This is a genomic window from Bradyrhizobium sp. USDA 326 (assembly GCF_049739485.1).
In the GTDB taxonomy this organism is placed as follows: Bacteria; Pseudomonadota; Alphaproteobacteria; order Rhizobiales; family Xanthobacteraceae; genus Bradyrhizobium.
Genome location: NZ_JBMGQA010000001.1, coordinates 4,182,664 through 4,196,166 on the forward strand (window position 1 = coordinate 4,182,664; position 13,503 = coordinate 4,196,166).

At 64.5% G+C, this 13,503-nt stretch carries 12 protein-coding genes; 5 read left to right on the forward strand and 7 right to left on the reverse strand.

Going from position 1 to position 13,503, the window contains the following annotated elements:
- Positions 1-167 precede the first annotated feature (167 nt).
- Entirely contained in the window at positions 168-863 is a 696-nt protein-coding gene (gene trhA, locus ABIG06_RS19690; protein ID WP_370138272.1) for a PAQR family membrane homeostasis protein TrhA, read from the forward strand.
- A gap of 57 nt (positions 864-920) precedes the next feature.
- Positions 921-1,715 carry an SDR family oxidoreductase gene (locus ABIG06_RS19695; protein WP_370138273.1) on the forward strand — a complete coding sequence of 265 codons (795 nt, stop codon included), beginning with the start codon at positions 921-923 and terminating at the stop codon, positions 1,713-1,715.
- A gap of 90 nt (positions 1,716-1,805) precedes the next feature.
- On the opposite strand, the gene ABIG06_RS19700 is transcribed toward ABIG06_RS19695, so the two are convergent.
- Positions 1,806-2,261 (reverse strand): MarR family winged helix-turn-helix transcriptional regulator, encoded by a 456-nt coding sequence (locus ABIG06_RS19700; protein WP_370138275.1) that lies wholly within the window; start codon positions 2,259-2,261, stop codon positions 1,806-1,808.
- A gap of 75 nt (positions 2,262-2,336) precedes the next feature.
- Between ABIG06_RS19700 and ABIG06_RS19705 the strand changes: the two genes are divergently transcribed.
- Positions 2,337-3,113 (forward strand): SDR family NAD(P)-dependent oxidoreductase, encoded by a 777-nt coding sequence (locus ABIG06_RS19705; protein WP_124160555.1) that lies wholly within the window; start codon positions 2,337-2,339, stop codon positions 3,111-3,113.
- A 25-nt stretch (positions 3,114-3,138) separates the two neighbouring features.
- Here the strand turns inward: ABIG06_RS19705 and mdlC are convergent, their stop codons facing one another.
- The 4 genes from mdlC to ABIG06_RS19725 all read right to left on the reverse strand — a co-directional run bounded on the left by mdlC (position 3,139) and on the right by ABIG06_RS19725 (position 8,050).
- Entirely contained in the window at positions 3,139-4,761 is a 1,623-nt protein-coding gene (gene mdlC / locus ABIG06_RS19710; protein ID WP_370138276.1) for a benzoylformate decarboxylase, read from the reverse strand.
- Positions 4,762-4,900: 139 nt separating this feature from the next.
- A complete protein-coding gene (locus tag ABIG06_RS19715; protein WP_424578375.1) occupies positions 4,901-5,752 on the reverse strand; it encodes an FAS1-like dehydratase domain-containing protein in 852 nt (283 codons plus the stop codon).
- 14 nt (positions 5,753-5,766) lie between these two features.
- The gene (locus ABIG06_RS19720; protein ID WP_370138279.1) at positions 5,767-6,870 is read right to left on the reverse strand and encodes a CaiB/BaiF CoA transferase family protein; all 1,104 of its coding nucleotides are present in this window, start codon (positions 6,868-6,870) and stop codon (positions 5,767-5,769) included.
- 10 nt (positions 6,871-6,880) lie between these two features.
- Positions 6,881-8,050 (reverse strand): acyl-CoA dehydrogenase family protein, encoded by a 1,170-nt coding sequence (locus tag ABIG06_RS19725; protein ID WP_370138281.1) that lies wholly within the window; start codon positions 8,048-8,050, stop codon positions 6,881-6,883.
- 125 nt (positions 8,051-8,175) lie between these two features.
- On the opposite strand from ABIG06_RS19725, the gene ABIG06_RS19730 reads away from it, so the two are divergent.
- Positions 8,176-9,096 (forward strand): LysR substrate-binding domain-containing protein, encoded by a 921-nt coding sequence (locus ABIG06_RS19730; protein ID WP_028179159.1) that lies wholly within the window; start codon positions 8,176-8,178, stop codon positions 9,094-9,096.
- 219 nt (positions 9,097-9,315) lie between these two features.
- Here ABIG06_RS19730 and ABIG06_RS19735 read toward each other — a convergent pair whose 3' ends face one another.
- Positions 9,316-10,590: a cytochrome P450 gene (locus ABIG06_RS19735; protein ID WP_370138282.1), complete on the reverse strand. Its 1,275-nt coding sequence runs from the start codon at positions 10,588-10,590 to the stop codon at positions 9,316-9,318.
- Positions 10,591-10,781: 191 nt separating this feature from the next.
- Positions 10,782-12,047, reverse strand: coding sequence for a cytochrome P450 (locus ABIG06_RS19740; RefSeq protein ID WP_124160562.1), 1,266 nt, complete (start codon positions 12,045-12,047; stop codon positions 10,782-10,784).
- Between the two features lie 309 nt (positions 12,048-12,356).
- On the opposite strand from ABIG06_RS19740, the gene ABIG06_RS19745 reads away from it, so the two are divergent.
- Positions 12,357-13,502 carry a DUF898 family protein gene (locus tag ABIG06_RS19745; RefSeq protein WP_199751524.1) on the forward strand — a complete coding sequence of 382 codons (1,146 nt, stop codon included), beginning with the start codon at positions 12,357-12,359 and terminating at the stop codon, positions 13,500-13,502.
- Position 13,503 lies beyond the last annotated feature (1 nt).

Genomic DNA, 13,503 nt, shown 5'->3' on the forward strand with positions numbered 1-13,503 from the left:
GGTGATCTCGGCGGGCAGATGTGTGCGACTGTTCACAAAAGTGGCAATTGCGTGAGGAAAATCAAGCTCCATACTTCCACCGCCTTTATCGGCGAGTCAGCCGCTTGAACGACCTGCCGATCCCGAGAGACCCATACAAGAGGCATTGCCACACCTAGCGGATTGCCATGACTGTCTTCCAGCTGAAAGAGTTCGCATCCAGCTCCGTCCACGCCGCAGCCGACGCGATCGGCTGGAATTACGACCGCGCCGAGCTGATCGCCGATGGTGTCATCCACGCGATCGGCGTCTTCGCCGGTATCGTCGCCGCGACCGTGCTGGTGGTGCTGACGGCGATCTATGCCGATGCGACCGACGTCGTCGGCGTCTCCATCTACGTCGCCGGCCTGCTCTCGATGCTGGTGCTGTCGGCGACCTATAATCTCTGGCCGATCTCGCCCGCCAAATGGCTGCTGCGCCGGTTCGACCATTCCGCGATCTATCTGCTGATCGCGGCGACCTACACGCCGTTCATCCTGGAGCTGAAGGACAGCGTGTTCGCGCTGGTGCTGCTCGCCGGGGTCTGGTGCGTGGCGATATTAGGCATCGTGTTGAAGCTTCTCTATCCCGGCCGGTTCGACCGCCTCTCGGTCGGCATCTACCTCGCGATGGGCTGGAGCGGCATGATGCTCTACGACGCCGTGGTCAGGGCGCTGCCTGCGCTGGTGCTTGGCTTCATCGTTGCGGGCGGCCTGCTCTACAGCTTTGGCGTGATCTTCCACGCCTGGCGTCGGCTGCGCTTTCAGAACGCGATCTGGCACGGCTTTGTCTTGGCCGGCGCGGCATGTCATTATACCGCGGTGCTCGATCTCGTGTTGAGCTGAGCAAGATTCCCGCGAAGCGGTATAAGAGACGCGGTCCAGGACAAGAGGAGACGTCGCATGCAGGTGACCGGCAAGGTCGTGGTCGTCACGGGCGGCGCAAACGGCATCGGCAAGGCGCTGTGCGAGGCCTTTCATCATGCGGGCGCAGCCAAGGTCGTGGTCGCAGACATGGATGCCGCCAATGCGCGGGCGGTCGCGGCCATGGTTGATGGCGCCGCCTTCAAATGCGACGTTGCGCAGGAAAAGGATATCGCTCACGTCATCGAGGAGACCGAACGTCAGTTCGGGCCGATCGACTTGTTCTGCTCCAATGCCGGCATCGGCGGCGGCTTCGATCCGATGTCGGAAAACGCCGGCGGCGCCTCGGATGAACCCTGGCAGCGCAGCTGGGCGATCCACGTCATGGCCCATGTCTACGCGGCGCGGCATCTCGTCCCGCGCATGAGGGCCCGCGGCGGCGGCTATTTCCTCAATACCATCTCGGCCGCAGGCCTGCTGTCGCAGGTCGGGAGCCCCGCTTATTCGACGACCAAGCACGCCGCGGTGGGCTTTGCCGAAAACCTTGCGATTTCGCACAAGGCCCACAACATCAAGGTCTCGATCCTCTGCCCGCAGGGCGTCGACACCAACATGCTGCGCTCGATCCCGAAGGGACCGCAATCCGGCGACGGCGACCTGACGCCGGAGCAAGTGGCGAAAGACGTGCTCGCCGGCCTCGAGCAGGAAACCTTCCTGATCCTGCCGCACCCGCAGGTGCTCGGCTACATGCGCAAGAAAACCGAGAATTACGACCGCTGGATCGGCGGCATGGCCAAGATCCAGGCGAAGATGCGGGAGGAGTTCGGGAATTAAGATCTCGTAACCCGGATGAGCGCAGCGACATCCGGGGCCTTCTTTGTCGAGGAATCCCGGATATCGCTGCGCTCATCCGGGCTACGGACCTCACACCGCCGCTTCCACCTCATCCCGACTCGCCCGCAGCGCCCGCGCGTAGAGCATCATGCCCTCGCGCACCTTGCGCTGCTCCGCTTCCGTCAGCGTCGCCAGCGCGCCGCGGACCTGCTGCCGGCCGAATGCATGCAGTGCTTCCAGGGTGCGCCGGCCCTTCGCCGTCAGTGACAGCAGCTTGCTGCGTGCATCAAGCTCATCCGGCGTCTCCCTGAGCTCGCCGCAATCGATCAGCTTGCGCACCATGCGGCTGACGCTGGATTTCTCCAGGCGCAGGAAATCACCGAGCTCGCCCGACGTCATGGGACCGCGGATGCCGATCTCCAGGATGGTGTGGACCGCCGAGGGCGGGTAGTCCGATGCCGCGACCGTCGCGTCCATGAATCCGAGCTCGCGCACCATTAACCGCGAGGCGGCGCGGATGTCGTCGATCAGCGAAAGCTCGGCCATCTTGACTCCCGGCACATAGTTGTATCATACAACTATATGTGCGCAAAGGCGCGCGCAAGCGTTTTGGAGTCGACGATGAGCGGAACTTTGCCAACCGGGATGCGGATGAGGGGCAAGGTCTGCCTGGTCACGGGCGGCGGCAGCGGCATCGGGCGCGCCACGGCGCTGAGGATGGCGGCCGAAGGCGCCGAAGCGATCTTCGTCGCCGGCCGGCGCGAAGCCGAGATCGACGCCACCGCTTCAGCGTGCCGCGAGCTCGGTGTGGAGGCTGTCCCCGTCAAGACCGATATCACGAAGGAGGACGACGTCGCGCGGCTGGTGCGCACGGCGGTCGAGCGCTGCGGAAGGCTCGACGTCGCCTTCAACAATGCCGGATTCCAGGAGCGCCGCGCGCCGCTGGAGGAGCAGGGCACGGAGATCTACGACAGCGTGTTCGATACCAATGTCCGCGCGCTGTTCCTGTGCCTGCGCCACCAACTGCCGGCGATGCTGGCGCAGGGCCGCGGCAGCATCGTCGTCAACGCCTCCGTCAGCGGCGTGCGCAATCCCAATCCCGGCTTCTCGCTCTATTCGGCCTCGAAAGCCGCCGCGATCTCGCTGACGCGCTCGGCCGCGATGGAGAACGCGCCGCGCGGCATTCGCATCAATGCCATCGCCCCCGGCCGCGTCGTCACCGACATGATGCTACGCGCCGGCGTCGGTGACGTCGCGACGGTGAGTGCAGGCCTGCCGCTGCGACGGATGGGAACTCCGGAGGAGGTGGCGGAAGCTGTGGTGTGGCTGTCGTCGGATGCATCGTCCTATGTCGTCGGCCACGTGCTCGCGGCCGACGGAGGATTTTTGGCGTCGTGATGGTCGTAGCGGGGATGAGTGCGCCTTAATGCTTCTGCCCGTACAGCACCGGCACGGCCGAATCCACGACGACCTCGACGAGGCTGCTGCCTGCATGCGTCATCCCGCGCTTTAGCGCTTCGCCCAGCTCCGCGGCCTTCGTCACGCGCACGGCGTCGCACCCCATGCCCTCCGCGAGCCGCACGAAATCGATGCCCGGCAGCTCCAGCCCGGGCACGTTGCGCACCTGCATCACCTGGCTGAACGAGCGCATCGCGCCGTAGCCGGAATTGTTGAGGACGACGACCGTCAGCGGCAGCTTGCGCTGCGCGGCGGTCCACAGCGCCTGGATCGAATACATCGCCGAGCCGTCGCCGATCAGGCAAACCGTGCGCTGCTTCGGCTTGCCGAGCGCCATGCCGACGGCAGCCGGCAGGGAGTAGCCGAGGCCGCCGCTCGACATCGTGTAGAAACTATCCTGGCCGGGCATCGGCATGAACTTCTGCATCGCCGGCCGGTGCGAGGGCACTTCCTCGACCAGCGAGGCGCCCTCGGGCATCGCTCGCGACAGCGCGTGCAGCAGGAATTCCACCGGCAGCGGATCAGCGGCCTGCGGTGCCGGCGGCAGCGTGCGGCCCTTCGGGGCCGCGCGCTTGCTCTCCGGCAGCAGGTCGAGCAGCAGGCTGAGCGCCGGCTTCATCGTCGCGATGATGCTGGTGCCGACGGGCGTCACCGCCGCCGCATCCGGATCGTCCGTGATCTGGAAGATCGTCGCCCCGCCATCGAAGATCGCGGCATGGCCTTCGACATGGAAGGTGAACACGGGCGCGCCGACGACGACGACGACATCGTGCTCGCGCAGCGCATCGGAGAGCTGTGCCGGCGATGCATGCAGGAAGCCCGCGAATTGCGGATGCCGCTCCGGAAACGAGCAGCGCGCCGAGAACGGGCTGACCCAGACGCTGGCCTTAGCCTTCTCGGCGACGCGCACCATCAGATCGACCGCGCCGGCGCGATCGATGCCGGGACCGACGACGAGAGCAGGGTGCTTTGCGGAGCCGAGCGCGGCAACCAGCGCCTTCACCGCGTCAGCCTCCGGACCGATCTCCCGGCTGACCTTGCGCGCCTCGATGGGAGCTACCGCATGCGCCCAGTCGTCGATCGGGATCGACACGAAGGTCGGGCCGCACGGCGGCTGCATCGCGGTGTAATAGGCCCGCGCGATCGCGGCCGGTACGTCCTCGGGCCGCGCGGGCTCGATGCTGTACTTGACGTAAGGCCGAGGGAATTCCGACGCGCGCTCGGCATAGAGGAACGCTTGCAGCGGGAGGATCGAGCGCGCCTGCTGGCCCGCGGTGATCACGAGCGGTGTCTGGTTGCGATGCGCGGTGTAGATATTGCCGAGCGCATTTCCGACGCCGGCCGCCGAATGCAGATTGACGAAGCCGGCATTGCGCGTCGCCTGCGCGTAGCCATCGGCCATGCCGACGGCGGAGGCCTCCTGCAGCGCCAGCACGTAGTCGATGTCGTCGGGCCAGTCGCTCAGGAACGGCAGCTCGGTCGAACCAGGGTTGCCGAACACCTTGTCGATGCCAAAGGCCCGCAGCAGGTCGAGCGTTGCCTGCTTCACGGTGACGGACTTGCTGCCGGTCTTGCCGTTCTTCGCCATGGTTTCCGTCCCCTGTTGTTGATTGACGCCGCCAATCCCACTCGTCATTGCGAGAGAAGCGAAGCAATCCAGGATCTTTCTGCGGCGGCAGTCTGGATTGCTTCGTCGCTTCGCTCCTCGCACTGACGAGGAGAGAGCGTCACCACACCGCCATGCCCTTCATCGTCGGCTGCCCCTCCGCGTTCGCGGTCCACAACTCCATCCCCGTCTCGATCTCGTTGGCGTTGACGGAGAACTCCGTGCCTTCGAACAGCGGCTGCAGCCCGCGATAGGTGAACTTCTTCGGCGCCTTGCCGCCGCGCAGCTTGGCCGCCATCTCGATGATCAGCGCCGCCTGCAGCGGGCCGTGGAAGATCAGGCCCGGATAGCCCTCGACCTTGGTGACGTAGTCGCGGTCGTAATGGATGCGGTGGCCGTTGAAGGTCAGCGCGGAGTAGCGGAACAGCAGCACGGGATCGGAGACATGAGTCTCTCGGTGTTGCGCCTTCGGCGGCGGCGGGGGGGCCTTGGCGGTCGCAGGCGCGCTGCTCGTCATCTCGCGATAGACGATGTCCTGCCGCTCGCGGATGGCTGTGCCGCGCGGCGAGGAGATGCTGTGCTCGACCGAGACGAAGCACAGCGTGCCGGTCGAGCCCGATTTGACCTGCACATCGGCAATCCGCGAGGTTCGCGCAGATTCGTCGCCGACGCAAAGCGGCTGCAAGAACTCGATCTCGCCGCCGGCCCACATCCGGCGCGGCAGCGGCACCGGCGGCAGGAAGCCGCCGCGGGTCGGGTGACCGTCAGGGCCGAGCATCGACATCGGAAACACCGGTTGCGCCAGGCACCAATGCACCGTGAACGGCGCGGCGTCACCTGTCCTGGGCTCGCCGACCTCCTGGAACAGCGTCGCGCGCAGGCCCTTCACGAGCTGCGCGGTGACGATGTCGGTGGCCTCCTGGCTGCGGCCGATCCATTGCCGCAAATGATCGATGTCGAGCTTCTCGGTCATGACGCCTCGCTCTCTTACTTCTTGGACTTTGGATTTTCGCCGATCGCGGGCACGGCACCGTAGCTGCGCGTCTCCCCGACGATGATCGGCGCTGGCGCGGGATAGCTGACGCGGCCGTTCGGCGTGTCGACCTCGATGCGGCGAAGATGCGGATGGTTGGTGAGGTCGGCCATGGTGTTGACCTCGGCAAAGGCAATGTCGGCATCCGATAACCGCTTGAGCAGCTCGTCGCGCGTCATCTTGCCGAAGGCGTCGGCCACCGTCGTGTCCGTGAAGTCACGGTTGCGCACGCGCTCGACCATGTTGGCGACGCGGGGGTCGGCGGGCAGGTCGGGCTTATCAAGCACCTTCACGCACAGCGTCTTCCACTCCCGCTCGCTCTGGATCGAGATCAGGATGTCCTTGCCGTCCTTCGAGGTGAACACGCCGTAGGGAGCGATCGAGGGATGGCGCAGGCCCATGCGCTTGGGCGGATTGCCGGCCTCGGAGTTGAGCAGCGGCACGGTGCACCAGTCCGCCATCACGTCGAACATGGAGATGCGGATATCGGCGCCCTTGCCGGTGCGCCCGCGCGCGATCAGTGCTTCCAGGATCGCCGCATGGGCGGTGGCGCCGGTCGCGACGTCCACGATCGACATGCCGACGCGCGAAGCGCCATCGGGATTGCCCGTGATCGAGGCAAGCCCGCTCTCGGCCTGGATCAGGAGGTCATAGGCCTTGCGATGCGCATAGGGGCCTTCGTCCCCATAGCCGGTAATGGTGCACGAGATCAGCTTCGGATAGTCCCTTAGCAAGCGCTCGCGCGAGAAGCCGAGCTTGTCCATCGAGCCCGGCTTGAGGTTCTGGATCAGCACGTCGGCGCTGGCGATCAGCTTCTCGAGTTCGTCACGGCCTTCTTTCGTTGCGAGATCCACCACGACCGACTGCTTGCCGCGGTTGAGCCAGACGAAGTAGCTGCTCTGGCCCTTGGCCGCCGCGTCATAGCCGCGGGCGAAATCGCCCTCGGGCCGCTCGATCTTGATCACCTCGGCGCCGGCATCGGCCAGGCGTGAGGAGCAGAACGGCGCCGCGACCGCCTGCTCGACCGCGATCACCCTGATCCCGTCAAGTGCTCCCATGGCCGCGACCTCAGTACGAGCGCGGCATGCCGAGCACGTGCTCGGCGACGTAGGACAGCACCAGGTTGGTCGAGATTGGCGCCACCTGATAGAGCCGCGTCTCGCGGAACTTGCGCTCGACGTCGTATTCCTCGGCGAAACCGAAGCCGCCATGGGTCTGGATGCAGGCATTGGCCGCTTCCCAGGATGCGTCCGCCGCAAGCATCTTGGCCATGTTGGCTTCCGCGCCGCAGTCGAGGCCGGCCTCGTATTTGCGCGTGGCTTCCTTCACCATCAACTCGGCCGCTCGCATCGAGGCGTAGGCCTTGGCAATCGGGAACTGGATGCCCTGGTTCTGGCCGATCGGCCGGCCGAAAACGCTGCGCTCCTTGGCGTAGTTCGTCGCCTTGGCGATGAACCACTTTGCGTCGCCGACACATTCGGCCGCGATCAGGATGCGCTCGGCATTCATGCCGGAGAGGATGTAGCGGAAGCCCTTGCCTTCCTCGCCGATCAGGTTCTCCGCCGGCACCTTCATGTCGGTGAAGAACACTTCGGTAGTTGCGTGGTTCATCATGGTGCGGATCGGGCGGATCTCGAGACCGTTGTTCTTGGCCTCGCGCATGTCGACGATGAACACGGAAAGGCCGTCGGTGCGCTTCTTGGCCTGTTCCTTCGGCGTGGTGCGCGCGAGCAGAACCATCAGGTCGGAATGCTCGGCGCGGCTGGTCCAGATCTTCTGGCCGTTGACGATGTAGCTGTCGTTGCCGTCCTTGCGCGCGAAGGTCTTCAGCGAGGAGGTGTCGGTGCCGCTGGTCGGCTCGGTGACGCCGAACGCCTGCAGCCGCAATTCGCCGCTCGCGATCTTCGGCAGATATTTTGCCTTCTGCTCGGCATTGCCGTGCCGCAGCACCGTGCCCATCGTGTACATCTGGGCGTGGCAGCCGCCGCCGTTGCAGCCCGCGCGCTGAATCTCTTCGAGGATCGCGGCGGCCGCCGAAAGCTTCAGGCCCGCGCCGCCATATTCCTCGGGGATCAGCACCGACAGATAACCGGCCTCGGTCAGTGCATCCACGAACGCCTTGGGATAGGCCATCTCGCGATCGAGCTTGCGCCAATATTCGCCGGGAAACTGCGCGCACAGCTTGGCGACGGCTTCGCGAATGTCGGCATGATCTTCGATATGGTGTTCTTGACTCATGGCGTTTCCTGTTCGTAGCGGCAGTTAAGATAACGCCGGCCAATCCCCTGGCGTTGTGAAAACAACGCCAGCCCCCTATGCTCATTTGCTATAGCGTATGGAGTAGCCTTCCAGGATTGGCAAGCATGGATTTCCGGCAGCTCAGGACCTTCAGTTGCGTGGCGGAGCTCGGCAGCCTCTCCAAGGCGTCCGACACGCTGCGCGTGGCGCAGCCGGCGCTCTCCAGGCAGATCAAGCTGCTGGAACACGAGCTGCGCACCGATCTGTTCACCCGCAACGGCCGCGGCATGGTGCTGACCGAGGCCGGCCGGCTTCTGCTCGCGCGCACCTCCGGCATCGTGCGGCAGATCGACCAGATCCGCGACGACATCCAGTCCGCCAAGGGACCGCCGTCGGGCCAGGTCGTGCTCGGCCTGGTTCCGACCGTCAGCTGCGTGCTGTCGGCGCGCTTCGCGCGGCGCTGCGTCGAAAAGTTTCCCGGTATCTCGCTGCGCATCGTCGAGAGCTACAGCGGCCATCTCGTCGAATGGCTCCATCGTGGCGAGATGGATCTCGCCATTCTCTACGGCCGCTCGGCCGATCTGCATCTCAATGTGCAGAGCCTGGGGCGCGACAACATCGTTGCGGTCGGCCCGCGGGGCTGTGGGCTGGCGCGCAAGAAGAGCGTCGATATCGGCTGGCTGCTGCGCCAGCGCCTGGTGCTGCCCAGTCATTCCCACGGTCTCCGTGCGCTGATCGAGCACGCGGCGGCCCAGCGCAAGATCAAGCTCAACGTCCAGTTAGAGGCGGATTCGTTCCGCGTGCTGACCAGCCTTGTCGAGGAGGGCCTCGGCTTCGCGCTGCTGCCGCCCTCGTCGGTCCACGGCGAGGTCGCGGACGGGCGGCTTGAAACCGCGCCCGTATCCAGGCCGATGACGCGCGAGCTCATCTTTGCCTCTCCGATCGATCGCCCGGCCTCGACGGCCTCGCTCGCCATCACCGCCCTCCTGCGCGAGGAAGTCGCCGCCTGCCGCAAGGAAGGCGTGTGGGACATCAAATTGAGTTAGATGGCGTGTGGTAGAACAGTCAGGCGCCGTCTTGCCTTCGCATCTGGCGCGACCTGTCATGCCGGAATTTTATTGCCGGGCCAAGGGTACTGCGAATGAGACTCGCATCTGCCCGGAACTCGTCATTGCGAGCGCAGCGAAGCAATCCAGAAATCCCTCCGCGGTGACGGCCTGGATTGCTTCGTCGCAAGAGCTCCTCGCAATGACGGAGGAGAGAGCTTAGGCCGCTATCCGCACCGGCAGCGACTCATACCCCTTGATGAAGCTCGAATAGATCCGCTTGGGCTCGCCGACCACCTCGATCCGGTCGAACCGCTTCAGCATCTCCTCCCAGACGATGCGCAGCTGCAGCTCGGCGAGGCGCATGCCGACGCAGCGGTGGATGCCGAAGCCGAAGGAGAGGTGGGTGCGCGGCCGCGGGCGGTCGATGATGAATTCGTTCGGCTTCTCGAACATCTCCTCGTCGCGATTGCCGGAGACGTACCACATCACGACGCGGTCGCCCTTCTTGATGTGCTTGCCGCCGATTTCGGTGTCCTGCAATGCGGTGCGCCGCATATGGGCCAGCGGCGTCTGCCAGCGGATCACCTCCGGCACCATGGAATCGATCAGCGCCGGATTGGCGCGGAGCTTGTCGTATTGCTCGGGGTTCTCGTTCAGCGCCAGCACCGAGCCGGTCATGGTGTTGCGCGTGGTGTCGTTGCCGCCGACGATGAGCAGGATGATGTTGCCCATGAGGTTGTCGGGGTCCATGTGGCGCGTGGCCTCATTGTGCGCCATCAGCGACAACAGGTCGTTGCGCGGCGCGGAGTTGACGCGCTCGTTCCACAGCTTCGACATGTAGGCGTAGCATTCGTCCATCTCGCGGCGGCGCTCCTCGGCCGATGCGACGATGCCGCTCTTGGGCAGCGCGGTCGAGACGTCGGACCAGCGCGTCAGCTTGCGCCGCTCTTCCCACGGGAAGTCGAACAGCGTCGCCAGCATCTGCGTCGTCAGCTCGATCGAGACGCGCTCGACGAAGTTGAAGGTCTCGTTGCGCGGCAGATTGTCGAGCACGGTCTGCGAGCGCTGGCGGATCAGCTTTGCCAGCTCGTCCAGATGCTGAGGGGTGAACATCGGCGACACCGTCTTGCGCTGCGCCGAATGCCGAGGCTGGTCCATCGCGATGAAGCTTGGATAGTCGTAGCCTTCCGGCACGTCGCGGATCGAGATGCCGCCGAGCTTCGAATCCGAAGAGAAGATGCCGTGATTGGTGTCGACATGCATGATGTCGTCGTACTTCACCACCGACCAGTAGGGCTCGATCGGCGCGTTGGTGCAGTAGTGCACCGGCTCTTCCTTGCGCAGCCGCTCGAACCACGGCCACAGCGTGTCGTCCTGGAACAGCCTGGGCGCGCCGGGGTGGAATTGCGAAAGCGGCGTCGCATAGGCCTCCTCGCGCGCCCTGCGCATGCGTTCGGTCTTGTCGGACTTGACCGGGGTCTGGATGTTCATCGTGGCGTGCTCCAGTGCTTCTGCTTAACCTCTCCCGCTTGCGGGAGAGGTCGGCGCGTAGCGCCGGGAGAGGGTTTTCTCCTCTTGGGGATTATCCCATTGTGGAGATACCCTCTCCCCAACCCTCTCCCGGAAGCGGGAGAGGGGGCGCACCTTCCTTGTAGGCGACCTCGAACCCATCTTACTGCAACTTACGCCGCAATCTTCACCGGCAACGTCTCGAGACCCTTCACGAAGCTCGAATAGACCCGCCTGGGCTCGCCGACCACATCAATATGGTCGAAACGCTTGAGAATTTCTTCCCAAATAATCTTGAGCTGGAGTTCGGCAAGCCGCAAGCCCACGCAGCGGTGGATGCCGAAGCCGAAGGAGAGATGCGTGCGTGGGCGGGCGCGGTCGATGATGAAATCGTAGGGCTTTTCGATTGCCTCCTCGTCGCGGTTGCCCGAGACGTACCACATCACGACCTTGTCACCCTTCTTGATCTGCTTGCCGCGGAATTCGAAGTCGGAGAGCGCCGTGCGCCGCATATGCGCGAGCGGCGTCTGCCAGCGGATGACCTCGGGCACGAAGCTGTCGAGCAGATCAGGGTTTTCGCGCAGCTTGCGGTACTGCTCCGGATGCTGGCTCAGCGCGAGAAGCGAGCCGGACATGGTGTTGCGGGTGGTGTCATTGCCGCCGACGATCAAAAGGATGAGATTGCCGAGGAAGTTCCTGGCGTCCATGTCGCGCGTGGCGGCACCATGCGCCATCATCGACAAGAGATCGCTCTTCGGCGGCTGCTCGATGCGCTCCTTCCAGAGGCGCGAGAAATAGGCCGCGCATTCCGTCAGCTCGGCCATGCGCTCGTCCTCGGTCGCGACGAGGCCATCGGGGCCGGGAATGGTGGTGGCGATGTCCGACCAGCGCGTCAGCTTGCGGCGATCCTCCCAGGGGAAGTCGAACAGGACCGCGAGCATCTGTGTCGTCAGCTCGATCGAGACGCTGTCGACCCAATCGAACACCTCGCCGCGCGGCAGGTTGTCCAGGCACTCGGCCGAGCGCTTGCGGATGTTGATCGCGAGATTGTCTAGGTGCGTCGGCGTGAACATCGGCGCCACGGTCTTGCGCTGGGCCGCGTGGCGCGGCGGGTCCATCGAGATGAAGCTCTCGCGGCGCAAATCCGGATCGATGTCGCGGATGGTGATGCCGCCGAGCGCGGAGGCCGAGGAGAATACCGCATGGTTGGTCTCGATCTCCATGATGTCGTTGTAGCGCGTCACCGACCAGTACGGCCCGAACATCGAGTCCTTGCAGTAATGCACGGGATCTTCCCGGCGCAGCCGGTCGAAATAGGGCCAGAACGTATCCGTCCTGAACAGTTCAGGATCGCCCGGATCGAATTGCTCCAGCGGCAGCGACGTGGCGCGCGCGCGAAGTGCGTCGAGCTTGGCCGCGCTCTCGATGGTCCCATGCATGACCGTTCTCCCTGACCTGAACCGCGCGTTCTCGTTGAATTCTGCGCTGCGGTATTTGATTTGCAATTACAGCCGGTTGTCTGCGTCGGAGCAAGGGAGAGTTTTGCCACATCCAACCTTCACGAGAGCGTCGGACGGTGCTCATGCTGCCGCGCAAGCGTGACCTCCCGCACGCCGATCAGTCGGAATCGTGCAAGAAACCGACTGGAATCGAGCTAATCGAACCCGGCCATCTTGGGGATCGACTAACCTCTGATCTATAGTTTGACCGGAACAGATCCGCATCTCGAGGTTGCCGCCGTGAATAACATGCAGTGGGTCCCCATTGGCTCCGAACCTTTACCCCCGCCGCTGCCGCCCACGCAGGTCGAATTCACCGGCAACCGTTCCGAGTTCCGTAAATTGGTCACCAAGGGTGCCATGTTGGAGCTCGTCACCTTCGGTTTCTACCGGTTCTGGCTCGTCACCGACATCCGCCGCCATCTGTGGACGCACACCGCGGTCGACGGCGATGCGGCCGAATACACCGGACGGGCGAAGGAGCTCCTGATCGGCTTCCTGGTCGCGCTCGCGATCTTGGTGCCGATCTATCTCGCCTACTTTCTGATCGGCATCGAGTTCGAGCGCTGGCAGGGCTTCGCCTCATTGCCACTGTTTATCGGCTTCTACGCCTTCGGCCAATTCGCGATTTTTCGTGCGCGGCGCTACCGACTGACGCGCACGATCTGGCGCGGCGTGCGGTTCTGGATGGACGGTTCGGGCTGGGCCTATGCGCTCCGTGCCATGCTGTGGGGCTTGCTTGTGGTCCTGACGCTCGGCCTGGCGCTGCCGTGGCGCGCAGCTGCGCTCGAGCGCTACAAGATGCAGCACACCCATTATGGCGAGCTCTCCGGCGACTTCGAAGGCGACGGCTGGACCTTCTTCAAGCGCGGCTGGTGGCTGTGGCTGCTCAGCCCGGTCGCGCTCGTGATCTTTCCGCTCGTACCGTTCCTCTACGCCGAGTTCAGGGCGCGCGAATGGCGCTGGTGGCTCGACGGCATCCGCATCGGCGGCGTTAGCCTGTCCTCGAACCTGCCTCATGACGCCTTCTATGGCCTGTACTGGAAGGTGATCGGCTGGTGGACGCTGCTCTCGGCCGTTTTCGGTGCCTATATGATCGGCGGTACCTTGCTCGTCGTGCAGCTCACCGGCGTGCCAGTCGATCGGGTATTCGAGCCTGACGATGGCGCGAAGAGTATCCCGGTGGTGGCAATGATGGTCATCGGCTATTTCGCCGTCGCGCTTGCCGTCAACATCGTCATGCGCGTCTATCTTCAGCGCGATCTCTGGGCCAAGGTGCTGGAGACCGTCGAGGTGCACGATATCGCGGCCGCGGCGGATGTGCGTGGCAGCGGTCAGCTTGCCAGCGCGCTCGGCGAAGGCTTTGCCGACGGACTCGACGTTGCGGGATTTTGAG

Bases quoted from the DNA above. Each gene is read 5' to 3' on its own strand.
- trhA (WP_370138272.1), top strand. From the start codon at position 168: ATGACTGTCTTCCAGCTGAAAGAGTTCGCATCCAGCTCCGTCCACGCC.
- ABIG06_RS19695 (WP_370138273.1), top strand. From the start codon at position 921: ATGCAGGTGACCGGCAAGGTCGTGGTCGTCACGGGCGGCGCAAACGGC.
- ABIG06_RS19700 (WP_370138275.1), bottom strand. From the start codon at position 2,261: ATGGCCGAGCTTTCGCTGATCGACGACATCCGCGCCGCCTCGCGGTTA.
- ABIG06_RS19705 (WP_124160555.1), top strand. From the start codon at position 2,337: ATGAGCGGAACTTTGCCAACCGGGATGCGGATGAGGGGCAAGGTCTGC.
- mdlC (WP_370138276.1), bottom strand. From the start codon at position 4,761: ATGGCGAAGAACGGCAAGACCGGCAGCAAGTCCGTCACCGTGAAGCAG.
- ABIG06_RS19715 (WP_424578375.1), bottom strand. From the start codon at position 5,752: ATGACCGAGAAGCTCGACATCGATCATTTGCGGCAATGGATCGGCCGC.
- ABIG06_RS19720 (WP_370138279.1), bottom strand. From the start codon at position 6,870: ATGGGAGCACTTGACGGGATCAGGGTGATCGCGGTCGAGCAGGCGGTC.
- ABIG06_RS19725 (WP_370138281.1), bottom strand. From the start codon at position 8,050: ATGAGTCAAGAACACCATATCGAAGATCATGCCGACATTCGCGAAGCC.
- ABIG06_RS19730 (WP_028179159.1), top strand. From the start codon at position 8,176: ATGGATTTCCGGCAGCTCAGGACCTTCAGTTGCGTGGCGGAGCTCGGC.
- ABIG06_RS19735 (WP_370138282.1), bottom strand. From the start codon at position 10,590: ATGAACATCCAGACCCCGGTCAAGTCCGACAAGACCGAACGCATGCGC.
- ABIG06_RS19740 (WP_124160562.1), bottom strand. From the start codon at position 12,047: ATGCATGGGACCATCGAGAGCGCGGCCAAGCTCGACGCACTTCGCGCG.
- ABIG06_RS19745 (WP_199751524.1), top strand. From the start codon at position 12,357: ATGCAGTGGGTCCCCATTGGCTCCGAACCTTTACCCCCGCCGCTGCCG.